Source organism: Actinoplanes hulinensis (genome assembly GCF_019429605.1).
Lineage (GTDB): Bacteria > Actinomycetota > Actinomycetes > Mycobacteriales > Micromonosporaceae > Actinoplanes > Actinoplanes campanulatus.
In genome coordinates, this window is record NZ_JAHXZI010000010.1 from 269,043 (window position 1) to 292,013 (window position 22,971).

26 protein-coding genes are annotated in these 22,971 nt (G+C 71.2%); 9 read left to right on the top strand and 17 right to left on the bottom strand.

The annotated features are described in order from the left end of the window. Positions 1-44 precede the first annotated feature (44 nt). The 4 genes from KZ829_RS20795 to KZ829_RS20810 are packed head-to-tail and all read left to right on the top strand — an operon-like array spanning position 45 to position 3,847. Positions 45-767: a HipA family kinase gene (locus tag KZ829_RS20795; protein WP_220145588.1), complete on the top strand. Its 723-nt coding sequence runs from the start codon at positions 45-47 to the stop codon at positions 765-767. After that, complete coding sequence (locus tag KZ829_RS20800) at positions 764-1,129, top strand: DUF3037 domain-containing protein (protein WP_183216174.1); 366 nt, start codon at positions 764-766, stop codon at positions 1,127-1,129. Before KZ829_RS20795 ends, KZ829_RS20800 begins: the two co-directional genes overlap by 4 nt. 40 nt (positions 1,130-1,169) lie before the next feature. Next, positions 1,170-2,237 (top strand): ATP-dependent DNA ligase, encoded by a 1,068-nt coding sequence (locus KZ829_RS20805; protein WP_220145589.1) that lies wholly within the window; start codon positions 1,170-1,172, stop codon positions 2,235-2,237. Positions 2,238-2,272: 35 nt separating this feature from the next. Beyond that, positions 2,273-3,847, top strand: a complete 1,575-nt coding sequence (locus KZ829_RS20810) for an alpha/beta hydrolase (RefSeq protein ID WP_308285595.1) — start codon at positions 2,273-2,275, stop codon at positions 3,845-3,847. On the opposite strand, the gene KZ829_RS20815 is transcribed toward KZ829_RS20810, so the two are convergent. After that, entirely contained in the window at positions 3,774-4,256 is a 483-nt protein-coding gene (locus tag KZ829_RS20815) for a potassium channel family protein (RefSeq protein WP_220145590.1), read from the bottom strand. The two genes, KZ829_RS20810 and KZ829_RS20815, sit on opposite strands and share 74 nt — an antisense overlap. A 56-nt stretch (positions 4,257-4,312) precedes the next feature. Here KZ829_RS20815 and KZ829_RS20820 point away from each other — a divergent pair, with 56 nt between their 5' ends. Further along, the gene (locus tag KZ829_RS20820; RefSeq protein ID WP_220145591.1) at positions 4,313-4,762 is read left to right on the top strand and encodes a GNAT family N-acetyltransferase; all 450 of its coding nucleotides are present in this window, start codon (positions 4,313-4,315) and stop codon (positions 4,760-4,762) included. Here KZ829_RS20820 and ligD read toward each other — a convergent pair. The 3 genes from ligD to KZ829_RS20835 all read right to left on the bottom strand — a co-directional run bounded on the left by ligD (position 4,751) and on the right by KZ829_RS20835 (position 6,924). After that, positions 4,751-5,776 (bottom strand): non-homologous end-joining DNA ligase, encoded by a 1,026-nt coding sequence (gene ligD, locus KZ829_RS20825; RefSeq protein WP_220145592.1) that lies wholly within the window; start codon positions 5,774-5,776, stop codon positions 4,751-4,753. The two genes, KZ829_RS20820 and ligD, sit on opposite strands and share 12 nt — an antisense overlap. A gap of 77 nt (positions 5,777-5,853) precedes the next feature. Further along, a complete protein-coding gene (locus tag KZ829_RS20830) occupies positions 5,854-6,357 on the bottom strand; it encodes an LPXTG cell wall anchor domain-containing protein (RefSeq protein WP_220145593.1) in 504 nt (167 codons plus the stop codon). Between the two features lie 99 nt (positions 6,358-6,456). Continuing rightward, complete coding sequence (locus KZ829_RS20835; protein WP_246635968.1) at positions 6,457-6,924, bottom strand: hypothetical protein; 468 nt, start codon at positions 6,922-6,924, stop codon at positions 6,457-6,459. Positions 6,925-7,008: 84 nt separating this feature from the next. Between KZ829_RS20835 and msrB the strand changes: the two genes are divergently transcribed. Continuing rightward, complete coding sequence (gene msrB / locus KZ829_RS20840; protein WP_220145595.1) at positions 7,009-7,407, top strand: peptide-methionine (R)-S-oxide reductase MsrB; 399 nt, start codon at positions 7,009-7,011, stop codon at positions 7,405-7,407. On the opposite strand, the gene KZ829_RS20845 is transcribed toward msrB, so the two are convergent. The 3 genes from KZ829_RS20845 to KZ829_RS20855 are packed head-to-tail and all read right to left on the bottom strand — an operon-like array spanning position 7,391 to position 8,929. After that, positions 7,391-7,858, bottom strand: coding sequence for a dihydrofolate reductase (locus KZ829_RS20845; protein WP_220145596.1), 468 nt, complete (start codon positions 7,856-7,858; stop codon positions 7,391-7,393). The genes msrB and KZ829_RS20845 overlap by 17 nt on opposite strands. After that, positions 7,855-8,652, bottom strand: coding sequence for a thymidylate synthase (locus tag KZ829_RS20850; protein ID WP_220145597.1), 798 nt, complete (start codon positions 8,650-8,652; stop codon positions 7,855-7,857). The genes KZ829_RS20845 and KZ829_RS20850 overlap by 4 nt, the downstream gene beginning before the upstream one ends. 22 nt (positions 8,653-8,674) lie before the next feature. Next, positions 8,675-8,929, bottom strand: a complete 255-nt coding sequence (locus KZ829_RS20855) for an isoamylase early set domain-containing protein (protein WP_183216193.1) — start codon at positions 8,927-8,929, stop codon at positions 8,675-8,677. A gap of 54 nt (positions 8,930-8,983) precedes the next feature. Here KZ829_RS20855 and KZ829_RS20860 point away from each other — a divergent pair, with 54 nt between their 5' ends. Further along, entirely contained in the window at positions 8,984-9,427 is a 444-nt protein-coding gene (locus KZ829_RS20860) for a GNAT family N-acetyltransferase (RefSeq protein WP_220145598.1), read from the top strand. Here KZ829_RS20860 and hemQ read toward each other — a convergent pair whose 3' ends face one another. From hemQ to hemE, 3 genes are all read right to left on the bottom strand, one after another. Then, positions 9,428-10,132, bottom strand: a complete 705-nt coding sequence (gene hemQ / locus KZ829_RS20865; protein WP_220145599.1) for a hydrogen peroxide-dependent heme synthase — start codon at positions 10,130-10,132, stop codon at positions 9,428-9,430. Further along, positions 10,129-11,523 carry a protoporphyrinogen oxidase gene (gene hemG / locus KZ829_RS20870; protein ID WP_220145600.1) on the bottom strand — a complete coding sequence of 465 codons (1,395 nt, stop codon included), beginning with the start codon at positions 11,521-11,523 and terminating at the stop codon, positions 10,129-10,131. The genes hemQ and hemG overlap by 4 nt, the downstream gene beginning before the upstream one ends. Positions 11,524-11,618: 95 nt before the next feature. Further along, positions 11,619-12,653 (bottom strand): uroporphyrinogen decarboxylase, encoded by a 1,035-nt coding sequence (gene hemE, locus KZ829_RS20875; RefSeq protein WP_220145601.1) that lies wholly within the window; start codon positions 12,651-12,653, stop codon positions 11,619-11,621. A gap of 81 nt (positions 12,654-12,734) precedes the next feature. On the opposite strand from hemE, the gene KZ829_RS20880 reads away from it, so the two are divergent. Next, positions 12,735-13,301 carry a DUF3000 domain-containing protein gene (locus KZ829_RS20880; protein ID WP_220145602.1) on the top strand — a complete coding sequence of 189 codons (567 nt, stop codon included), beginning with the start codon at positions 12,735-12,737 and terminating at the stop codon, positions 13,299-13,301. A gap of 61 nt (positions 13,302-13,362) precedes the next feature. On the opposite strand, the gene KZ829_RS20885 is transcribed toward KZ829_RS20880, so the two are convergent. Continuing rightward, positions 13,363-14,394, bottom strand: coding sequence for a S1C family serine protease (locus KZ829_RS20885; protein ID WP_220145603.1), 1,032 nt, complete (start codon positions 14,392-14,394; stop codon positions 13,363-13,365). A gap of 143 nt (positions 14,395-14,537) precedes the next feature. Between KZ829_RS20885 and KZ829_RS20890 the strand changes: the two genes are divergently transcribed. After that, positions 14,538-15,857 carry an HRDC domain-containing protein gene (locus KZ829_RS20890; protein WP_220145604.1) on the top strand — a complete coding sequence of 440 codons (1,320 nt, stop codon included), beginning with the start codon at positions 14,538-14,540 and terminating at the stop codon, positions 15,855-15,857. Between the two features lie 63 nt (positions 15,858-15,920). Here the strand turns inward: KZ829_RS20890 and KZ829_RS20895 are convergent, their stop codons facing one another. The 6 genes from KZ829_RS20895 to KZ829_RS20920 form a co-directional block, all read right to left on the bottom strand. Continuing rightward, on the bottom strand, positions 15,921-16,658 hold the full coding sequence (locus KZ829_RS20895) for a hypothetical protein (protein WP_220145605.1): 738 nt from the start codon (positions 16,656-16,658) through the stop codon (positions 15,921-15,923). A gap of 142 nt (positions 16,659-16,800) precedes the next feature. After that, the gene (locus KZ829_RS20900; RefSeq protein ID WP_220145606.1) at positions 16,801-18,861 is read right to left on the bottom strand and encodes a 3-hydroxyacyl-CoA dehydrogenase NAD-binding domain-containing protein; all 2,061 of its coding nucleotides are present in this window, start codon (positions 18,859-18,861) and stop codon (positions 16,801-16,803) included. Then, positions 18,858-20,054, bottom strand: coding sequence for a thiolase family protein (locus tag KZ829_RS20905; RefSeq protein ID WP_220145607.1), 1,197 nt, complete (start codon positions 20,052-20,054; stop codon positions 18,858-18,860). The genes KZ829_RS20900 and KZ829_RS20905 overlap by 4 nt, the downstream gene beginning before the upstream one ends. 116 nt (positions 20,055-20,170) lie before the next feature. Continuing rightward, positions 20,171-21,373 (bottom strand): sensor histidine kinase, encoded by a 1,203-nt coding sequence (locus KZ829_RS20910; RefSeq protein ID WP_372453883.1) that lies wholly within the window; start codon positions 21,371-21,373, stop codon positions 20,171-20,173. Beyond that, positions 21,370-22,044, bottom strand: a complete 675-nt coding sequence (locus KZ829_RS20915) for a response regulator transcription factor (protein WP_220145608.1) — start codon at positions 22,042-22,044, stop codon at positions 21,370-21,372. The genes KZ829_RS20910 and KZ829_RS20915 overlap by 4 nt, the downstream gene beginning before the upstream one ends. Positions 22,045-22,103: 59 nt before the next feature. Then, the gene (locus KZ829_RS20920; protein WP_220145609.1) at positions 22,104-22,943 is read right to left on the bottom strand and encodes a hypothetical protein; all 840 of its coding nucleotides are present in this window, start codon (positions 22,941-22,943) and stop codon (positions 22,104-22,106) included. Positions 22,944-22,971 lie beyond the last annotated feature (28 nt).

The window sequence follows — 22,971 nt, forward strand, 5'->3', positions numbered from 1 at the left end:
GGCGGCGCACCGCGTACGAGATCATGGTCCGTAGGGTGAGTGGCGTGTTGCGTGAGGTCACCGCCATCCGTTATGTGACGCCCCTGCGGGAGGGCGGCTCGTTGCCCGGTGTCGTCGAGACGGACGATCTCGGGACGTATGTGGTCAAGTTCCGCGGAGCGGGCCAAGGGCCGCGCGCGCTGGTGGCCGAGGTGATCGCCGGGGAGCTGGCGCGGCGGCTCGGGCTGCCGGTGCCGGAGCTGGCCCGGGTGGAGCTCGATCCGGTGGTGGCCCGCGCCGAGCCGGACGAGGAGGTCCAAGAGCTGATCAAGGCGAGCGCCGGCGGCAATCTGGGGATGGACTTCCTGCCCGGTTCGCTGGGGTACGACCCGGTGGCCCACCCGGTGGACACCGCGCTGGCCAGCCGGATCATCGCGTTCGACGCGTTCGTGGAGAACGTGGACCGCAGCTGGCGCAACCCCAACCTGCTGATCTGGCACGGCCGGCTCTGGCTGATCGATCATGGGGCGACGCTCTACTTCCACCACAACTGGGCGCGCGCCGAGCAGGTGGTGCACCGGCCCTACCGGTGGGACGACCACGTGCTGAAGCCGTACGCGAACGGGCTCGCCACCGAGGGCCCGGCGCTTGCCGCACGGATCACCCCGGAGCTGCTGGCCGAGGTGATCGATCTGGTGCCTCAGGAGTGGCTGGAGAACGGCGACCGGGCCGCCTACCTGAGCCATCTGTCCCGCCGGGCCGAGCGGCCGGAGGCGTGGCTGCCATGACACCGTACGAGTACGCGATCATCCAGGCCATGCCGCGGGTCGAGCGCGGTGAGCTGATCAACGTCGGGGTGCTGCTCTACTGCCAGCGGCGGGACTTCCTGTCCGCGCGGACGCATCTGGACGAGTCCCGGCTGCTCGCGCTGGACCCGTCGGCCGACGTGGCGGCGATCCGGGCGGCGCTGGACGCCTGGGACCGGACCTGTGGCGGCAGCGGGGCGGCCGAGGGGATGCGGCAGGGTGAGCGGTTCCGCTGGCTGGTGGCGCCGCGCAGCACGATTCTGCGGGCCGGGCCGGTCCACATGGGCCTGACCGCCGACCCGGAGGCCGAGTTGAAACGACTGGTCGAGTTGCTGGTGCGCTGACGGGGCACCCGGCGGCCACAAAACCCGGCAGACTGATCGGATGCAGCTCCCGCTGAACCCGCCGGTCAGGCCGATGCTCGCGAAACCCGTCGCGGAGATCCCGCCCGGCCAGCTCTACGAGCCCAAATGGGACGGATTCCGGTCGATCGTCTTCCGGGACGGCGACGAGGTGGAGATCGGCAGCCGCAATGAGAAGCCGATGACCCGCTACTTCCCCGAGGTGGTCGCCGCCGTCCTGGCGAATTTCCCGGAGCGGGCGGTGATCGACGGCGAGGTGATCGTCGCCGACACCGAGCGGAACACCCTCGATTTCGAGGCGCTCCAGCAGCGCATCCATCCGGCGGCCAGCCGGGTCAGGCTGCTGTCCGAGCAGACTCCGGCGAGTTTCGTGGCCTTCGACCTGCTCGCGCTCGGCGACGAGGATCTGACCGGGCTGCCGTTCCAGGAGCGCCGGGCCAGACTGGCGGAAACCTTGAAGAACGCCGAACCTCCGGTGTACGTGACTCCCGCGACCGATGATCTGGAGACCGCGCGCCGGTGGTTCGCCGAGTTCGAGGGCGCCGGGCTGGACGGGCTGATCGCCAAGGGCCGGGATCTGACGTACCAGCCGGACAAGCGGGTGATGTCGAAGATCAAGCACAAGCGGACCGCGGACTGCGTGGTGGCCGGCTACCGGGTGCACAAGTCGGCCGACAACCGGATCGGGTCGCTGCTGCTGGGCCTGCACGACGAGCGTGGTGTCCTGGTGAGCGTCGGGGTGATCGGCTCGTTCCCGATGAAGGTGCGCGAGGAGCTGTTCGAGGAGTTGCAGCCGCTGGTCACCACGTTCGAGGGACACCCGTGGAACTGGGCGGCGCACGAGCAGGGCGAGCGCACCCCGCGCAAGAACGAGGTGAGCAGGTGGAACGCGGGCAAGGACCTGTCGTTCACGCCGCTGCGGCCGGAGCGGGTCGTCGAGGTCCGTTACGACTACATGGAGGGGATCCGGTTCCGGCACACCGCCCAGTTCGAGCGGTGGCGTCCCGATCGCGACCCGCTGACCTGCACGTACGAGCAGTTGGAGCGCCCGGTGCGGTTCGACCTCGCCGAGGTGCTCACGAGCCGTTGAGGGGCGCACCGGCGCGGACCGGATAGGGTCGGTACGTGGATCGTCGCTCGCGCCTGGCCGTCGCAGTCCTCGCCGTTCTGGTCACGGTCACCGGCTGCACCCTGCCGTCGTTCGCTCCGGAGGGCTCCGACCAGCCGGCCCGGGCGGAGTCCGGCACGTCCGTGCCCGGTGCGGCGGAGCCCGGCACCGCACGGTGGCGGCCCTGCCCCGAGGTGCCGCAGGAGCTGGTCGGCCGGACCGCGCCCGGGATGGCCTACCACTGCGCGACGGTCCAGGTGCCGGAGGACTGGGCGAAGCCGGACGCCGGCAAGAAGTACGACATCTCGATGATCCGGATCCGTTCCAGCAAGCAGAAGGCGTCGGAACGGATCGGCTCGCTGCTGCTCAATCCGGGCGGCCCGGGCGGCTCGGGTGTCGACCTGGCGGTCTACCTGACGTTCGGGGAGAAGCTGGGCGGCCTGCCCACCGAGATCACCGACCGGTTCGACATCGTCGGCTTCGACCCGCGCGGGATCAACCGGTCCAGCCCGGTCAAGTGCATCGACGCGAAGGACCAGGACGCCTCCTTCGCCGCCGACCCGGACCCGGTGAGCCAGGCCGAGTTCGACACGGTGGCGGCGATCAGCAAGAAGATCGCCGACGGCTGCGCCAAGAAGTACGGCGAGGACCTGACCGACTTCGCAACCGAACAGGCCGCCCGTGACGTGGACGCGCTGCGCGCCGCGGTCGGCGACGAGAAGCTCACCTACCTGGGGTATTCGTACGGCACCCTGCTCGGAGCAACCTACGCGCAGCTGTTCCCGCAGAACGTGCGCGCCCTGGTGCTGGACGGCGCGGTCGACCCGACGGAGACCTTCACGCAGGGTTCGGAGCAGCAGGCCAAGGGCTTCGAGCGGGCGTTCACCAACTTCACCAAGTGGTGCACGACCGAGCCCAGCCGCTGCCCGATCGCGCCGGACGCCCAGGGCGCCGTGACCGACGCGCTCGCCAAGGCCGAGACGTCGCCGGTGCGCGGGCCGGACGGGCGGGACGCCACGGCCGGCTGGGTGTTCCTCGGGCTGATCTCGTCGCTCTACACCGAGTCCGGCTGGGCCGACCTGGCCAACGCCATCGACGACCTCCAGGCCGGTGACGCGACCGGCATCTTCGAGCTGGCCGACCAGTACGCGGAACGCGAACCCGACGGCACCTACTCCAACCTGTTCGACGCCAACCTGACGGTGAACTGCGTGGACAACGAGAAGGCGCCGGGCGTCGCCGGGATCCGCAAGCTGCAGGGCGAGTGGCGGTCCAAGTACCCGCTGTTCGGAGCACCGATGGCGGTCGGGATGCTGCCGTGCGCGTACTGGGGTGGGGGCCGGGATCCGTACCCGGCCGGCGAGGCGAAGGGTGCGCCGCCGATCCTGGTGGTGGGCACGACCGGGGACCCGGCCACGCCGTACGAGAACACCGCCGACCTGGCGAAGATGCTGGGTGTCGGGCAGGTGCTCACGTGGGAGGGCGAGGGACACACCGCCTACCCCTCGACCACGTGCATCAAGGACGCGGTGGACCGCTATCTGCTGGACCTGAAGATGCCGCCGGAGGGTCTGCGCTGTCCTCCGAAGTGACCACTCCCTGACGGGCGGCCAGCTCCTCGAGCAGTGTGCGTACCCGTCGGAGGTTGCTCTTGAGCTCCTCCTGCTCCTCGTGGCGGAAGGCGTCGTTGTCGACGATCAGCCTGCTGGCGAAGTGCGCGGTGATCAGCGGGATCACCAGCAGCACCATGACCGAGATGAGGATTCCGGCCATCACCCGGGCCTGCCAGGTCGCGGGTGAGATGTCGCCGTAGCCGACCGTGGACGCGGTGACGACGGCCCACCAGATCGAGTCGCCGATGGTCCTCTTCTCGAAATATTTGTACAGGGTGCCGCAGATGATGATCAGCATCGAGTAGGACAGCAGCAGCGTCTTCGGCGAGTTGGCCAGCCAGACCATCCCGCGGTAGACGAGTTTCGGCAGCGTGAGCAGCGCGTGCATGTGGCCATGGTGCCCGAGGGGAACGGTTCGCGACAGCCCGTGACAAGCTTTCGATCATGCAGATCCGGATCGCCACCCGCGCCGACGTCCCCGCCGTGCTCGGCCTGCTCGCCGATGACGACATCAGTCGTACCCGTGGTTTCGGCACCGCGGAGGTCGGCCCCGGCGTCTGGGCGGCCTTCGAGGCGATCGACGCCGACGACCGCAACTATCTGATCGTGGCCACCGACGGCGACGAGGTGGTGGGCACCTGCCAGCTCACCCTCATTCCGGGCCTGACCCGGGGCGGCGCGGAGCGAATGCTGATCGAGGCGGTCCGGATCAGCTCGGCCCGGCGCGGGGAGGGCCTCGGCGGCGAGCTGATGCGCTGGGCGATCGAGCGGGCGCGGGCGCGCGGCTGCCGGATCGTGCAGCTGACCACGGACAAGCGCCGCACCGACGCGCACCGGTTCTACGAGGCGCTCGGCTTCGAGGCCTCGCACGAGGGCATGAAGCTACTTCTGTGACTTGAGGTCGCGGTCCTTGGACGGCTGCACCCGCTTCGGCTCGCCGGGCATCTTCGGATGGTCCGGCGGGTAGGGCAGGTCGCCGAGGCCGTCGTGCTCGTCGCGCTGCACCCACTCCAGCAGTGGGGTGAGGTCGTGGGCCACGTCGTCGATGCCGGCGTGCGGGTCGCCGCCCTTCATGAACCGGGCCGGCACGGTCCGCAGGTCGAAGTCGTCGGGCTCGACGTCGGCCAGTTCGGCCCAGGTGACCGGGGTGGAGACGGTGGCCCGGGCGTTGGCGCGCAGCGAGTAGGCGCAGGCGATGGTGCGGTCCCGGGCCATCTGGTTGTAGTCGAGGAACACCCGCTCGCCGCGCTCCTCCTTCCACCAGGAGGTGGTGATGCCGGCCGGGTTGCGGCGCTCCACCTCACGGGCCAGGGCGATGGCCGCGCGGCGCACGTCGATGAAGGACCAGCGCGGCTCGATGCGCACGTAGACGTGCACGCCGCGGCCGCCGGAGGTCTTCGGGAACCCGGTCCAGCCCAGGTCGGCGAGGACCTCGCGGACCACGCCGGCGGTGGCGACCACGTCGGCGAAGCCGGTGCCGGGCTGCGGGTCGAGGTCGATGCGCAGCTCGTCGGGCTCGTCGGGGGCGGTGGCGCGGACCGGCCAGGGGTGGAAGACCACGGTGCCCATCTGCGCGGCCCAGGCGACGTGGGCCAGGTCCGCGGGGCTGAGCTCGTCGGCCGTACGCATGCTCGGGAATTTGATCGTGGCGGTTTTGATCCAGTCGGGGACGCCACGGGTGGGGATCCGCTTCTGGAAGAACATCTCGCCCTCGATGCCGTCCGGGAAGCGCTGCAACGTGGTGGGGCGGTCGCGCAGGGCCCGCAGGATGCCGTCGCCGACGGCGAGGTAGTACTCGAAGACGTCGCGCTTGGTGAATCCGCGCTCCGGGAAGACCATCTTGTCCGGGCTGCTCAGGCGCACGGTGTGGCCGGCGACCTCGTGCTCTTCCGCGGCGGCTTTCGGCATGCTCTCAGCTTAGGGGCCGATACGCGGGGAGGCCGCCCGGCAAACCGGACGGCCTCTTGCCGATTTATGCTGATATTTCAGACATTACGTCGGCGACGGGTGTACCAGACGGCCGCGGTGCCGGCCGCCACCATCAGGCCACCGGCGGCCAGCACGCCCCCGGACGGGGAGCCGGTCAGCGGGAGCGTGTTGCCGGAGCTGACACCCGCGCCCGCGGTGGTCTGGGTCGGCTTCGGCGTGGCGATCTCCGAGCTGACCCCGGCCGGCGGCACCGTGTTGACGTTGCCGGTCGGCAGGCTCGGACTGGGGCTCGGCGTCTCGCTCACGCCGCCGTAGCCCGGCTTGCCGCGGGTCGGCGGGGTGGCGGTCACGGCGTTGACGGCGGCGGGCGGCGTGACCTCGCTGCCGCCGTAGCCGTCGCCCTGGTCGCCCGGTTCAGGGCTCGGCGCCGCCATGACGTGACCGGCGTTGACGGCGAGATCAGCGGACGCCGTGGCGGGCGTCGCACCGAGGGCGACAGCGGCGAGGACAGTGGCGCCGACCGTGGGAAGTCCAGCGGTCAGCCGACGCGAAAAGCTCATGAGGAGTATCCGTTCTGTTGCTGAAGGTACGGTTCCATGGTCGCACGGGAGCTTAACGGTAATTGCCCGTTTTACCCGGAAACACCCCGAGGCGGGTCTTCAGCTCGGAAGACCACCGAAACGGTGACTGCGCCACAAGTGCGACAAAGTGAATACCTTGAGCTCGAACTGCGGATCCGCGGCGAACAGTCCCCCGCTGTACGGAGCGTGCAGTTGCACACTGGCCCCGGTGTCCAGATAGACCGAGACCACGTTGCGGCGGCCGCGCCGCTCGGCCCGCAGGTCCACCACCCGGTGCCAGGGCGCCTCGCCCTCCTCGAACACGGACGACGTACGGATCCCGCCGGCGCCCACCTCGACCCCGGTACGCCGCCCGGCCACCATGCCGGCCGCCGCACCGAGCAGCAGCGGCCCACCGATCAGCGCGAGCCACAGCCAGCCCGGCGGGCCACTCCGGCCGGGCCAGGCCAGTGCCACGATCACCCCCGTCGTGACACTCGCCACCGCGCTCATCGCGCCGAGATAGAGACCGTGGCCGAGGACCTGCTGCCAGGTCGGCCGGAACATCGCCGGGGATCCACCTTCCATGACCTCTCAACCGGCGCGGTCACCACCTCCGGCGCACGCCGCGTGCGACGTACGGTGGATGGCATGACAACCGATCTACCCACGACCGAGGAGGAGTGGCGGATCCGCCTCTCTCCGGCCGAGTTCCGCGTGCTCCGCGAGGCCGGCACCGAAGCGCCGTGGAGCGGCGAGTATGTGAGCACCAAGACCGCCGGTGTCTACGACTGCCGGGCCTGCGGCGCCCAGCTCTACCCGAGCGACACCAAATTCGACAGTCACTGCGGCTGGCCGTCCTTCGACGACGCCGTCCCGGGTGCGGTCAAGGAGATCGACGACCACAGCCACGGGATGGTGCGCACCGAGATCCGGTGTGCCCGCTGCGACTCGCACCTGGGTCACGTGTTCCGGGGCGAGGGCTTCACCCCGAAGAACACGCGGCACTGTGTGAACAGCCTGTCGATCCGGCTCACGGCCGCCGGCTGAGGTCCTCCACCACATAGGTCACGCCGTTCGGCGCCTGGACCCGGTCGGCACTGGTGACCCGCCAGTCGTCGCCGAGTTCAGGCGCGAACGCGTCACCGGGCACCGTGAGGTCGATCCTCGTCCGGACGATGTGCCCGGCTAGCGGGAGGAAAGCGGCATAGATCTGCGAGCCGCCCATCACCCAGAAATCCTCTGATTTCACATCATCGAGGGAATGGATGACCGTGGCGCCCGGGGCCGCCCAGTTCGGGTCGCGGGTGAGGACGATGTTCTCCCGGCCCGGCAGCGGCCGCTTCGGCAGCGACTCCCAGGTGCGGCGGCCCATCACCACCGGCGCGCCCATGGTGCGCTCCTTGAAGACGGCCTGCTCCCCCGGGACCCGCCACGGGATGGTGTTGCCGGCGCCGATCACCCGGTCCCGGGCCTCGGCCCAGATCATGTGGATCGTCATACCGCGACGGGGGCCGGGATCAGCGGGTGGTGCCGGTAACCGACCACGGTGAAGTCGGCGTACTCGTGCTCGAACAGGCTGGGGCGGGGCGCGATCTCGAGCTCCGGGAACGGGTACGGCTCCCGGGTGAGCTGCTCCCTCACCTGCTCGATGTGGTTGTCGTAGATGTGCACGTCGCCGCCGACCCAGATGAAGTCGCCGGGCTCCAGGCCGACCTGGGCCGCGATCATCCGGGTCAGCAGGGCGTAGCTGGCGATGTTGAACGGGACACCCAGGAAGAGGTCGGCGCTGCGCTGGTAGAGCTGGCAGGAGAGCTTGCCGTCGGCCACGTGGAACTGGAACAGCGCATGGCAGGGCGCCAACGCCATGTCCGGGATGTCGGACACGTTCCAGGCGGAGACGATCATCCGCCGGGAGTCCGGATTCTTCTGGATGGTCTCGACCACCTCGGAGAGCTGGTCGATGCCCCCGTTCTTCCCCGGCCAGGAGCGCCACTGCTTGCCGTAGACCGGCCCCAGCTCCCCGTCGGCGCCGGCCCACTCGTCCCAGATCGTGACGCCCTGCTCGCGCAGCCACTTCACGTTGGTGTCCCCGCGCAGGAACCAGAGCAGCTCGACCGCGATCGACTTGAAATGCACCCGCTTCGTGGTGATCAGCGGGAAGCCCCGCGACAGGTCGTATCGCAACGTCGCACCGAAGAGACTCCGCGTCCCGGTGCCGGTGCGGTCGCTCTTGGGCGTGCCCGTCTCGAGAACCCGTCGCAAAAGATCTTCAAATTGGGTGTCGGCGGCCATACGGTGAAAATATCACCGGACGTCACAGATGGAGTTCGCAGCCGTCCGGGTCGTCCAGCCACACGCCGTCGGTGGCCAGATAGCGGAACTTGTAGTGGCCCGGGTCGAGCGGCACGCTCACCGTCCGGGTGCCGTTGCGCCGCACCAGGAGTTCGTGCGCCCCCGGCCGCCAGTCGTTGAAGTCGCCGACCACGCTCACCGTGCCGGGCGGCTCGTCAGCCGGGAGGCAGAACGTCACCCGGGTCTTGTTGCCGAACAGTCTGCTGCGCTTGATCACGACGTCCTCCAGCCTTCACCGGTACAACGCCGAACAGCCACGTATGTTGTGCCGATGCATCCCGAACCTCACGACGAGCTGCGGGTGGCGTCGTTCCGCGATCTCGACACCACCACCCTCTACGAGATCCTCAAGCTGCGCAGCGAGGTCTTCGTGGTCGAGCAGGAGTGCGCCTACCTGGACCCGGACGGGCGGGACATCGAACCCGGCACCCGTCACCTGTGGTTCGCGCAGGGCAAGCGGGTGCGGGCCTACCTGCGGATCCTGAGCGACCACGGGGTGGAGCGGATCGGCCGGGTGGTGACCGCCCCGGAGGCCCGCGGCAACGGGCTGGCCGGGCGGCTGATCTCCGAGTCGCTCGCCGTGATCGGCAACCGCCCGGCGATCCTGCACGCCCAGGCCCACCTCGCCGCCTACTACGCCCGGTTCGGCTTCGAGCAGTCCGGCCCCGAATACCTCGAGGACGGCATCCCGCACGTCCCGATGAAGCGGGACTAGCTAGGGCAGGTTCGCCACGATCTCGGTGACCGAGCGGCGCCGGCCGGTGTAGAACGGCACCTCCTCGCGGACGTGCCGCCGCGCCCGGGACGCCCGCAGCTCACGCATCAGGTCCAGGATGCGGTGCAGCTCGTCGGCCTCGAACGCCAGCATCCACTCGTAGTCGCCGAGCGCGAACGACGCGACCGTGTTGGCGCGGACGTCCGGGTAGCCGCGCGCCTGACGGCCGTGCTCGGCCAGCATCTCGCGCCGCTCCGAGTCGGGCAGCAGGTACCACTCGTAGGAGCGGACGAACGGGTAGACGCAGACGTACTGCCGGGGCTCCTCGTCGGCCAGGAAGGCCGGCAGGTGGCTGCGGTTGAACTCGGCCGGGCGGTGCAGCGCCATCTGCGACCAGACCGGCTCCAGGTGGCGGCCCAGCGCGGTCCGGCGGAACAGCCCGTAGGCGTCCTGGAGCGCGTCCGACGAGCCGGAGTGCCACCACACCATGATGTCGGCGTCGGCGCGCAGACCGGACACGTCGTAGGTGCCGCGGATCGTCACGTCCTTGTCGGCCAGCTGCTCGAAGAGCGCGCCGACCTCACCGGCCAGCTCGTCACGGAGTGCGGGCAGCGGCGCGGTCACCCGGAACACCGACCACATGGTGTAGCGGATGGTCGCGTTCAGCTCGTTGATCCGCGCAGCGTTGCTCTGCTGTTCGCTCATGCGATCTCCTTCAGGAACGTACTCACATCGTCCGCGGCGCGCTCGCCGCTGGCCACGCACACCGGGATGCCGACACCGTCGAACGCCGCTCCGGCCAGGGCCAGCCCCTCCGGCAGCCCGGCCCGTGCCGCGGCGATCCGGTCGGCGTGACCCGGCGCGTACTGCGGCAGGCCGCCGCCCCAGCGCTGCACCCACGCCGCCGCCGGGACCGGCAGCCCCACCCCGAGCAGGTCGCTCAGCTCCCGGCGGGCCGTCTCCAGCAGCGCGGCGTCGTCCCGCTGGAGCCGTTCCTCCTCGCCGGACCGGCCGAGCGACACCCGGACGATCACCGGGCCGTCCTCGCGGGCCAGGTGCGGCCACTTCGTGGTGAAGAAGGTGGCCGCCTTGACCAGCGTGCCCTCGCCCGGCGGCACCAGGAACCCGGAGAGGTCCGGCAACCCGGTCCCGGCCGGCAGGGCCATCGCCGCGAGGGCGACGCTCGCGTAGTCCAGTGCGGCGACCGCGGCGGCCGGCTCCGGCGCGACCTCGCTCAGCAGCCGGGACGCCGGCTTCGCCGGCAACGCCAGGATCACCGCGTCGAACTCTTCGGTCCGCGGCGCGGGCACCGGCCCGGAGACCACCTTCCAAAGACCCTTCCCGGTACGGGTGAGCTCGCGCGCCGGCGCACCGAGGCTGATCCGCGCCCCGCTCGCCGAGGCGGCGGCACCGGCCAGCCGGCTCATCCCGCCCACGACCGCGGCGAAGACCGGCCGCCCGGGGACCCGGCGACCACGCGCCTGGGCGGCCCGGACCGCGGCGGTCAGGGTGTGCTCGGTCTCCGCGGTGTGTGCCAGCTGCGGCATGGTGACCCGCAGGGACAGCCGGTCGGCGCGGCCCGCGTAGACCCCGCCGAGCATCGGGTCCACCAGCCGGTCCACGACCTCGTCGCCGAACCGCTCGCGGACCAGGGCGCCGACCGCCACGTCGGCGCCGGGCGCCAGCAGAGGGCGGCCGGTGTCCCGGTCGGCGCCGCTCGCCGGCAGCGCCACGCCGTCCAGCGTGGACAGGTCACCGGGGACGCCGACCAGCGTGCCGCCGGGGATGGGAGCGAGACGGCCCCCGAAGGCCAGGGCGGCCGGGCGGGCCGCCGGGTGCACCAGGGCGTCGCCGAGGCCGACCCGCCGGGCCAGGGCCACCGCCGCGGACTCGCCGCCGTCCGGCGCGCTGTTCAGGAACGACTCGGCGCCGCGCTCGACGGTACGCCCGCCCAGTTCACCGGTGCTGAGCTTGCCGCCCAGGGCGGGACCGCTCTCATACACCACCACCTCGGCGCCCGGGTGGACGTCCCGCAGGCGCACGGCGGCCGCCAGGCCGGCGATGCCGCCGCCGATGACCGCGATCCGCTTCCGCACGCTTCACACACTCCCAGGTTCCGCCGGGCCCCGGCCGGTGGGGTCCGCGTCTGTGACGTGAGACTGCCGCGTTCCGGCCCTCGTCGCCCAGGGGCCTAAGACCCGGACACCTCGTGGACCAGGGCGACCAGGCGGGTGAGGATGTCCGGGTCGGTCTCCGGCATCACGCCGTGACCGAGGTTGAAGACGTGCCCGGGGGCGGCCTTGCCCTGTTCGAGGACCCGGCGGGTCTCCCGCTCGACCGTGTCCCACCCGGCGAAGAGGATCGCCGGGTCCAGGTTGCCCTGCACCGCGCGGTCCGGGCCGATCCGGCGGGTGGCCTCGTCCAGCGGGGTCCGCCAGTCCACCCCGACCACGTCGGCGCCGGCCTCGCCCATCGCCTCCAGCAGGACCCCGGTGCCGACGCCGAAGTGGATCCGCGGCACCCCGGCGTCGATCAGGCCGGTCAGCACCGCGGCCGAGTGCGGCATCACGAACCGCCGGTAGTCGGCCTCGGAGAGGGCGCCGGCCCACGAGTCGAACAGCTGCACGGCGCTCACCCCGGCGTCGATCTGGACCCGCAGGAACGTCAGCGTGATCTCGGCGAGCCGGGCCAGCAGGGCGTTCCACAGCTCGGGTGCGCCGTACATCATGGCCTTGGTCTTCAGGTAGGTCCGTGACGGACCGCCCTCGATCAGGTAGCTGGCCAGTGTGAACGGCGCGCCCGCGAAGCCGATCAGCGGCGTCCCGCCCAGCTCGGCGACCAGCAGCCGCACCGCCTCGGTGACGAAGTCCACGTCGGCCGGGACGATCGGCCGCAGCCGGGCCAGGTCGGCCTCGGTGCGCACCGGCTCGGCCACCACCGGGCCGGTGCCGGCCACGATGTCGAGGTCGATGCCGGCCGCCGCGACCGGCACCACGATGTCGCTGAAGAAGATCGCCGCGTCCACGTTGTGCCGGCGGACCGGTTGCAGGGTGATCTCGGTGACCAGGTCCGGCCGGCGGCACGACTCGAGCATGCCGACGCCCTCCCGGATCTTGCGGTACTCGGGCAGCGAACGCCCGGCCTGCCGCATGAACCACACCGGCGTGTGCGGGCCGGGCAGACCACGACACGCCCGGACGAAGGGGGAATCCTGGAGAACCGTCACCGGGCCATGGTGCCATGCCAGTACGGGGGCGCGGCGGCGTGCCGACCCCGGACCGCCGCTAGATCGGCATAGGCTTTCCCCATGGCGTCCCCCTCCGCTGCCCCTGAGGCGTTCACCCGCGCCGTCGCCGGGCTGCGCGCGGAGTCGCCGCGGCCGGAGATCCTGCTCGAGGAGATCGCCGCGCCCCAGCGGCTCGCGCCGTACGCGTTCGCCCTCAGCGCCACCGTGCTCCGCGGCGGTGACGAGGTGGCGAGCGGCCGGCTGATCCTGCTGCACGACCCGGCCGGGCACGAGGCCTGGCAGGGCGACCTGCGCCTGGTCACGCTGATCACCGCGGAGCTGGAGGAGGATCTGGCCTCCGACCCGCTGCTGTCGGCGGTGGCGTGGACCTGGCTGATCGACGGGCTGGAGCAGTACGCGGCGGCGTACACGGCGATCGGCGGCACGGTCACGCAGACCGCGTCCACCCGGTTCGGCGAGCTGGCCGGCCCTTCCCCGACCGCCGACCTGGAGGTGCGCGCCTCCTGGACACCCACCTCCGCCGACTTCGGCGCCCATCTGTACGGCTGGTGCGCGATGCTGGCCTCGACGGCCGGCCTGCCGCCGCCCGGGGTGGCCTCACTCACCGACAGGGTCAAATCCGCCTGATCCAGGACGATCGGCCACCGGGAACGGCGGTCGAACGTCCAGGATCAGGCGGATTCGCGGTTCAGCCGTTGCCGCAGGCGCCCAGGGTCTGGCAGGCGGTCTCGATCGGGATGGCCAGGCCGATGCCCTCGGCGTCCCGAGCCTTCGCGGTGGCCAGCCCGACCACCTTCTTGCTGGAGTTGACCACCGGGCCGCCGGAGTTGCCCGGGTTGATCGGGGCGTCGAACTGGATGGTCGGCCCGTCCTCGGCGTCCGGCCGGTAGGCGCTGATCACACCGGTGGTGACTGAGTCCTCGAGGCCGAGCGGCGCGCCGACGACCATCACCTGCTGACCGGGCTTCACCTCGTCGGCGGCCACACCGAGCGGGGTGATGTCGGCGTTGGTACGCAGCAGCGCCAGATCCCGCCCCTCGCTCACCTTGACGATCGTCGCGTCGATCCGGGTGTTGCCGCGCTCCAGCGACACCGCACGGTCGCCGCCGGTCCACACCTCCTCCACCACGTGGAAGTTGGTGAACAGGTTGGTCCGCCCGTTCGCCTGGCCGACCGCGAACGCCGTACCGGTGAAGTCGCCGGCCCGGACCCGGAACACGCTGGGCAGCACGCTCTTCGCGATGCCCTCCGGGTCGAAGACCGTGGCGAGCTGCTTCTCCAGCTCCTGGCTGCGGCCCTGCTCGGCGTTGACGGCGGAGGCCAGGTCGTTGCTGCTCTGGATCATGGTCTCCACCCGGAACGCCTGCCAGGCGGTGACCAGCAGCAGCGCCGCGACCAGGCCGATGGCGATCGTGCGGCCCCGCGCGCGCTTCGAGGTAGGGGCGGGGGCCGGCGCCGGCTCGTAGACCGGCTGCTGCGGCGTCTCGTAGACCGGCTGACTCCACTGCGACTGCTGTTGCTGTTGCTGCTGCGCCCATTGCGGCTCGGGCGCCCACTGCTGTTGCTGCTGCTGTTGCTGACCCCACGGGTCGTACGCCGGTTGCTGCTGCTGCTGGGGCTGCTGGTTCCAGGAGCGGTCGTCCTCCCAGGCCCACTCCTGGGCGCGCCGGTGCCCGCCTGATCCGTTGGCGGGCGTGAAGGGTTCGAATGGTGCGGTCATCCGGCGCGGCCTCCCGGGTCTCGGCGCTGCGACAGGTGGTACGGAAGGAAGCGCTGAACGGATGAACTTCGCACGAGATCAAGAATCGACGCGCCGGACCCCGGCTGCGCACGCCAAGGGTGCTACCCCCGTACGGTTACGGAGTGACCGACGAAGCACCCCTGCGCCGTCGGGACTCGCCGGACACGGCAGGAGACGGACCGCACCCAGTGCCGCCCGGCCCGCACGCCGGCGGTCCCGAGGGTGGCCCCGAAGAACCCCGACCCGCGACACCACTGACCGCACCCCGCGACGGCACGCCCCGCCCGGTGGAGACCGAGGCCGAGCTGGCCGAGATCGTCTCCCGTCTGACGGCCGGCACCGGCCCCGTCGCCGTGGACGCCGAACGCGCCTCCGGATACCGCTACACCCAGCGCGCCTACCTGGTGCAGCTGCGCCGGGCCGGGTCCGGCACCGTGCTGCTGGACCCGCTCCCCCTCGACGATCTGCGCACCCTGGACGCGGCCCTCGCCGACACCGAGTGGGTGCTGCACGCCGCCAGCCAGGACCTGCCCTGCCTGGCCGAACTGGGGATGCGACCACGCCGGCTGTTCGACACCGAGCTGGCGGCCCGGCTGGCCGGCTTCGAACGGGTCGGTCTCGCCGCGCTGACCGAGCAGCTGCTCGGCTACTCGCTGGAGAAACACCACTCGGCCGCGGACTGGTCGACCCGGCCGCTGCCGGAGTCCTGGCTGACGTACGCGGCCCTCGACGTGGAACTGCTCACCGACCTGCGCGACATGCTCGCCGCCGAACTGGAACAGCAGGGCAAGACGGCGTGGGCGGCCGAGGAGTTCGCCGCGCTGGTGGCCGGCGCGGACCGCCCGCCGCGGGTGCGCCCCGATCCGTGGCGGCGCACCTCGGGCATCCACCGGGTGCGCGGCGCCCGCGCCCAGTCCCGGGTCCGCGCGCTCTGGTACGCCCGCGACGGCGTGGCGGCCCGCCGGGACTCGGCGCCGGGCCGGGTGCTGCCCGACTCGGCGATAGTGGCGGCGGCCGAGGCCGATCCGAAGGATGAGCGCACCCTGCTCGGCATCCCCGGCTTCGGCGGCCGCTCGGTGCGCCGGCTGGCCCGGATCTGGCTGGACGCGCTGGATCAGGCGCGAGCCCTGCCGGACGACGCGCTGCCGGTGAACCAGCCGGTGGAAGGGCCGCCCCCGCCGCACCGCTGGGCCGAACGCGACCCGATCGCGGCGGCCCGGCTGGCCCGGTGCCGGCAGATCGTGGTGGGCACCGCCGAACAGCACAACCTCCCGCCGGAGAACCTGGTCAGCCCGGACTTCGTCCGCCGGCTGGCCTGGTCCCCGCCGGACGAGATCACGTCCCGCACGGTGGGCGACACGCTGCTCGGTTTCGGCGCCCGCAACTGGCAGGTGGTCCTGCTGGCCGACGACCTGGCCGAGGTCCTCCCCGAAACCCTCTGAGCGGAACGACCTGGAGGATGTGCCGGCCACCAGGACCGGCACATCCTGCTCGAACGGTCACGTTCAGCTCGTGGTCTCGATCTCGGCGCGCAGCGCCGGGAAGTCCGCCCGCACGTCGTCGGCGGTCTTGAAGAACCACATGATCATGCCGACGCTGCCCTCGTCGGCCCAGCCGCAGATCGCCAGGTCGACGCCGGAGGTGCTGCTGGTGCCGCACCGGGCGACACCACCCAGCTCACCGGTGGAGGCGTCGGACAGGCCGGACACCTGGTTGAACTTGCCGAAGACCCGGAACGACTCGGTGAGCTCCTTCTCCGGGTCGGAGATGGTGGCCTTGGTGGCCAGGGCGGCGACCATGTTCTGCTCGGCGGGTGAGCCGTAGATGGCGCCGAACGAGCCGGACGCGCCCGGGTAGGCGGCCAGGCTGCGCTCCATGTCCTCGGTGATGGCCGCGAACTGCGGGTCGTCGACGAGGGGCAGGCCGCCCAGCGTCTGCGGCTGCGTGATGGCGATCCGGGCGGCCGCGGCCTCCGCGTCGTCGACCGCGTTCTTGCCGATCAGCACGAGCGTGGCGGCGCCGCCGACGCAGAGCACCAGCGCGATCGCCACCGAGAGCAGGACGATCGGCACGGTCCGGGACTTGGGCTTCTCCGGCGGGAACGGCGGCGGGAAGCCCGGATAGCCCGGCTGCGGGGGCCCGTAGCCGGGTTGCGGCGGACCATAGGGGCCGTACCCGGGCTGCGGCGCGCTGTACCCGGAGGGTGGGTACTCCGGCTGGCCGGACGGCGGAGGGTATGTCATCAACGCTCCATGACTCGTGAAGGTCGGTGGATCTTATCGACGCCGGGGAGCGGGAACGGACCGTTCATGCCGTGAGTAGTCACACCCGTACGCCGAAGGCCCCCGCACTGAGAGTGCGGGGGCCTCCGAAGGGGTTAACCGATCAGGAGCGGACGTTGGCCACGCCGTCCGGCAGGAAACGCTTGCCGGCGACCCGCGCCGCGGTGCCGCTGCGGTCCAGGTACGGTGTGACGCCACCCAGGTGGAACGGGTAGCCGGCGCCCAGGATCATGCACAGGTCGATGTCCTGCGCCTCGGCGACGACGCCCTCGTCCAGCATGATCCGGATCTCCTCGGCCAGGCCGTCGAGGGCCTTCTGCCGGACCTCGTCGGCGGTGAGCGGCGCGTCGCCCACCTCGAGGATCTTGATGATCTCCGGGTTGATCTCCTTGTCCACCATCACCGGGAGACGCGAGTCGACGATCCGCTTGAGGTTCGGCGAGTCGACGTAGCGGTCCGGGAAGGCGGCGTGCAGGGTCTCCCCCACGTGGTACGCCACCGCGGGGCCGACCAGCTGGAGCAGCGCGATCGGGCGCATCGGCAGGCCCAGCGGGTCCATCGCCACGTTCACCACGTCCAGCGGGGTGCCGGCGTCGACGGCCTGGAAGATCTCGCTGGTCACCCGGGTGAGCAGGCGGTTGACCACGAACGCCGGGGCGTCCTTGACCAGCACCGAGGACTTCTTCAGCTGCTTGCCGACCTCGAAGGCGGTGGACAGCGTGGCGTCGTCGGTCTTCTCGCCGCGGATGATCTCCAGCAGCGGCAGGACGGCGACCGGGTTGAAGAAGTGGAAGCCGACGACCCGCTCCGGGTGCTCGAGGTCGGCAGCCATCTCGGTGATCGACAGCGAGCTGGTGTTGGTCGCGAGGATCGCCTCGGGCTTGACGATCTTCTCCAGCTCGGCCCAGATCTGCTTCTTCAGGTCGAGGTTCTCGAAGACCGCCTCGATCACGAAGTCGGCGTCAGCGAAGACGGACTTGTCCACCGAGCCGCTGATCAGCAGGCGCAGCTTGGCCGCGGTGCCCTCGTCCATCCGCTTCTTGGCGACCAGCTTGTCGATCTCGCCGGTCACGTAGGCGACGCCCTTGTCGACCCGCTCCTGGTCCAGGTCGGTGAGGACCACCGGGACCTGGAGGCGGCGCAGGAACAGCAGCGCCAGCTGCGAGGCCATCAGGCCGGCGCCGATGATGCCGACCTTGGTGACCTTGCGGGCCAGCGACTTGTCCGGCACCCCGACCGGGCGCTTGGCCCGGCGCTGGACCAGGTCGAACGAGTACAGGCTGGCACGCGCCTCGTCGCCCATGATCAGGTCGGCGAGGGCCTCGGTCTCGGCCGCGGTGCCGTCCTCGAAGGACGCGTCCTTGGCCAGGGCCAGCAGCTCGACGGCCTTGTTGGCGGACGGGACGGCGCCGTGCAGCTTCTCGTCCAGCATCGCCTTGACGAACTCCAGGACGCCGTCCCAGTCCTTGCGCTCGATCTCCGGGCGCTCGACGGTGACCTCGCCCTTGACCACGCCGGCCGCCCAGGCCAGCGAGTCCTCCAGGAAGTCGGCCGCCTCGAACAGGGCGTCCGCGACACCCATCTCCTTGGCCTGCTTCGGGCGCAGCGTCTTCTGCGTCAGCGGGTTCTGGAGGATGACCGTGGCCGCGTTGATGATGCCGATCAGGTTCGGCAGGATCTGCGAGCCGCCCCAGCCGGGGATCAGGCCGATCGCGACCTCGGGCAGGGCGAGCGCCGCCGCGCCGGTGGAGACGGTCCGGTAGTGGCAGTGCAGCGCCACCTCGAGGCCGCCGCCCATGGCCGCGCCGTTCACGAACGCGAACGTCGGGATCTGGCTGTTCTTGAGGCGGGCGAAGACCTTGTGGCCCAGCTCGCCCAGCGCAAGGGCCTGCTCGCGCGAGTTGATCAGTGGCATGCCGGTGATGTCGGCGCCGACGCAGAAGATGAACGGCTTACCGGTCAGCGCGATGAACGACGGGTCCGCCGCGGTGGCCGCGGTGATCGCCTCGTCCAGCGACCGCAGGCCGCCCGGGCCGAAGCTGTTCGGCTTCTTGTAGTCGAAGCCGTTGTCCAGCGTGATCAGGGCCGCGGGCTTCTCCAGCCCCGGTACCGGGACCAGACGGAGGATCGCCTTCGTGACTACCTCGTTCGGGTTCTCGATCACTTGGCCGCGCCTTCCCAATACGGGTTCTCCCAGATAACGGTGCCGCCCATGCCGATGCCGATGCACATCGCGTTGATCCCGTAGCGGACGTCGGGGCGCTCGGCGAACTGCCGGGCGAGCTGGGTCATCAGGCGGATGGCCGAGGACGCCAGCGGGTGGCCGATGGCGATCGCGCCACCCCACGGGTTGACCCGCGGGTCGTCGTCGGCGATGCCGTAGTGGTCGAGGAAGGCGAGCACCTGCACGGCGAACGCCTCGTTCAGCTCGAACAGGCCGATGTCGTCGATCGTCAGGCCGGCCTTCTTCAGCGCCTTCTCGGTCGCCGGAACCGGGCCGTAACCCATGATCTCCGGCTCGACGCCGACGAACGCGTAGGACACCATCCGCATGGCGACCGGCAGGCCCAGCTCACGGGCGGTCGCCTCGTCGGCCAGGATGGCCGCGGTCGCGCCGTCGTTGAGACCGGCCGCGTTACCGGCGGTGACCCGGCCGTGCGGGCGGAACGGGGTCTTCAGGGTGGCCAGCTTCTCCAGCGACGTCTGGCGCGGGGCCTCGTCGACGGTGGCCAGGCCCCAGCCCAGCTCGGCGGAGCGGAGGGCGACCGGCACCAGGTCCGGCTGGATCTTGCCATCGGCGTACGCCTTGGCGGTCTTGATCTGGGAGTTGAGGCCGTACGCGTCGGCCCGCTCCTTCGTGATGTGCGGCAGCCGGTCGTGCAGGTTCTCCGCCGTCGAGCCCATCACCAGTGCGGACGGGTCGACCAGCTTCTCGGCCAGGATCCGCGGGTTGGGGTCGACGCCCTCGCCCATCGGGTGGCGGCCCATGTGCTCGACGCCACCGGCGATGGCGATGTCGTACGCGCCCATCGCGATCCCGCCGGCGACGTTGGTCACCGCGGTCATGGCGCCCGCGCACATCCGGTCGACGGAGTAGCCGGGGGTGGTCTTGGGCAGACCGGAGAGCAGCGCGGCGGTCCGGCCGAGCGTCAGGCCCTGGTCGCCGATCTGGGTGGTGGCCGCGATCGCGACCTCCTCCACCTTCTCCGGCGGGAGGTTGGGGTTTCGCTTCAGCAGCTCTCGCATGCAGCGGATCACCAGGTCGTCGGCGCGGGTCTCGGCATACATGCCGCCCGCCTTGCCGAACGGGGTGCGGACGCCGTCGACGAAGACGACCTCGCGTACTTCACGGGGCACAGCAAGCCTCCTTGCGGGCGTGAACCCAAATGTGTCGGCAATGCTACTCGCCAGTAACTAGTAGCTGCCAGGCCCACCGGGAAAAGGTCACAACCCGGGGCTTGCCGGGCGACGTCTCAGCCGGCGCGGGGGACGCTGGCGGTGGCCGTCGCCACGGGGGTGGTGTCGGCGGCCGGCAGGGCGACCGTGACCTCCAGCCCGCCGCCCTCCAGAGCCACCGCCGACACGGTGCCGCCGTGCGCGTCGCAGACCGCCCGCACGATGGAGAGACCCAGGCCCGAGCCGCGGGAGCCGGTGCGTTCCCAGCCGCCCCGCTGGAACGGCTCGAACAGTCCCGGCACATCGCCCGGTTCCACCTCGTAGCCGGTGTTGCCGACCACCAGCCGGGCCTGGCCGCCCACCGACTCGGTCCGCAGCCACAGTTGCCCGAGCAGGTGGTTGTAACGGATCGCGTTCTCGATCAGATTCCCGGCCAGCCGGTCCAGCAGGCTCGGGTCGCCGACCACCGGGGCCGGCGCCAGTTCCGTGCTGACGTCGAGCTTGAGGCGCTCGGCCTCGGCCTTCACCGCGGACAGCGCGTTGTAGACGCTGGTCGCCAGGTCGGCCGGCACCTTGCGGACCAGCCTGCGGCCGGACTGCGCCTCCGACCGGGCCAGCACCAGCAGCGCGTCGACCAGCCCGTTGGCCCGCTCCGAGGCGTTGCGGACCACCTTGGCCATCCGCCGGTACTCCGCCACGTCGGCCTCGTCGTCACTGAGCGTCACGTCGATCTCGGTCCGCATCACCGCGAGCGGGGTCCGTAGCTCGTGCGACGCGTTCGCCACGAACCGCTTCTGCGACTCGAACGCGGCGGTCAGCCTGTCCAGCATGGCGTCGAAGGTCCGGGCCAGCTCGGCCACCTCGTCGTCCGCGCCGGAGTAGCGGATCCGCTGGTCCAGGGTCTCCTCGCCGAGCCGCTGCGCGGTCTGGGTCACATAGTGCAGCGGGCGCAGCGCCCGGCCGGCCATCAGGTACGCCAGGGCGACGCCGATGAGGCCGACCGCGATCAGCGCGCTGAAGCCCTTGACCAGCACCTCGCGGGAGGCCTGCGCGACCATCTCGGTCTGCCAGACGATCGCCTCCTGGGTGCGCCCGTCGCGCAGGGTCACCGTGGAGCCGGTCCGCAGCTCATCGACCGGGTGCAGCGACTCACTGACCATCAGCCAGGCCAGCAGCACCAGGATCACCCCGGCGCCGACCAGCAGGATGCCGTTGAGCAGGGTGAGGCGCAGCCGGAGGGTGGGGCGCATCCGGCCGCGATCGCCGGGGTAGACGGTCACGAGGCCACGACCGGTTCGGCGATCCGGTAACCGGCGCCCACCACGGTCTCGACCAGCGGCGGATCACCCAGCTTCTTCCGCAGGGTGTTGATCGTCACACGGACGGTCGTGGTGAAGGGGTCGGTGTTGGCATCCCACACCCGGTCCAGCAGCTCCTCGCTGGAGACCACCCCGCCCTTGGCCTTGAGCAGCTCCTCGAGGACGCAGAACTCCTTGTTGGTGAGCTCCAGCGGCGCCCCGCTCCGGGTCGCCACCCGGCGGGACTGGTCCAGCACCAGATCGCCGGCGGTGAGCACCGGTGGCGCCACCGGGGTGGCCCGCCGGCCCAGCGCCTGCACCCGGGCCACCAGCTCCTTGAAGTCGAACGGCTTGGCCAGGTAGTCGTCGGCGCCCAGCTCCAGGCCCTCCACCTTGTCGTCCACCGACGAGCTGGCGGTCAGCATCAGCACCCGGGTCAGCGTGCCCGACTCGACCAGGGCCGCGCAGATCTCGTCGCCGTGCATGCCGGGCAGGTCGCGGTCGAGGACGACCACGTCATACCGCGTCACGTAGGCCATCTCGTGACCCTGGAGGCCGTCGTAGGCGACGTCCACCGCCATCCCCTTGCGGCGCAGGCCCCGCACGATCGCGTCGGCCATGTCCCGCTCGTCCTCAACCACCAGCACACGCACCGCAGACCTCCTGAAACACCCGGCCGTACGTGCAGGCTACCCAGCCTCGCCCAGCGGTGTCAGAGGCGCCAGACCGCGGCCGACGCGTCCAGCCGGCGGCAGATCAGCGCCCCCGACCCGAACCGGCAGTCACCGGCGATCCACGCCGCCCCGCCGAGCAGGCGGACCTTTCCGGTGGCCAGATCGAGCACCCCGTACCGCATGGTGTTGTCGATCGAGAGGATGCGGTGGACGTAGGCCGTGTCGGGCCGCGGACCGGGACCACCGTTGATCCAGGCGCCCGCCCGGGCGGTGATCCGGCCGGTACGCGAGTCGAGCACCGACAGCTCCGGATCCCCCCGGCTCGCCGCGCTCAGCAGCACGTGGTCGCCGAGCGCCTCGCTGAGGTCCCAGCCGTCCTGCCGCCACACCTCGCGCCCGGTGGCCGGGTCGATGCCGGCGAGGCCGTTCTCCCACCGCACGGCGCAGATCACCGGACGGCAGTCCAGCAGGTACCCGTCCGGGCTGACCAGCGGCCCGCCCCGCCAGCGCTCGGCCAGGGTGGTGTCGTCGTAGGCGACAGTGTCGGCGCCGTGCGTGACTATGAGGAGGCCGCCCGCCACCCGGAGCATCGTGTCCCGGTCCACCGGCAGCGACGTACGAGTGGAAGCGGTGATCCGGCCGGTGTGCGTCTCCCGCGCCTCCAGCCGCCCGTCCGGCCACGACGTGTAGATCAGACCGGGGAACCCGGTGTAGAAGTAGCCGGTTTGCAGCACCCACCCACCCGGCGATGGTGGTGGCGACATCGTCCAGCGGGGTTTCCCGGTCCGCGGATCGAGCCCGTGCAAGGGCGCCAGGTCGGGATCGATGGTGTCGTCGTAGACCAGCGCCGTACTCCGGTCGCCGGAGAGGCCGAACATGCCCGCCGCCCGTCGCCAGAGCGGCTCG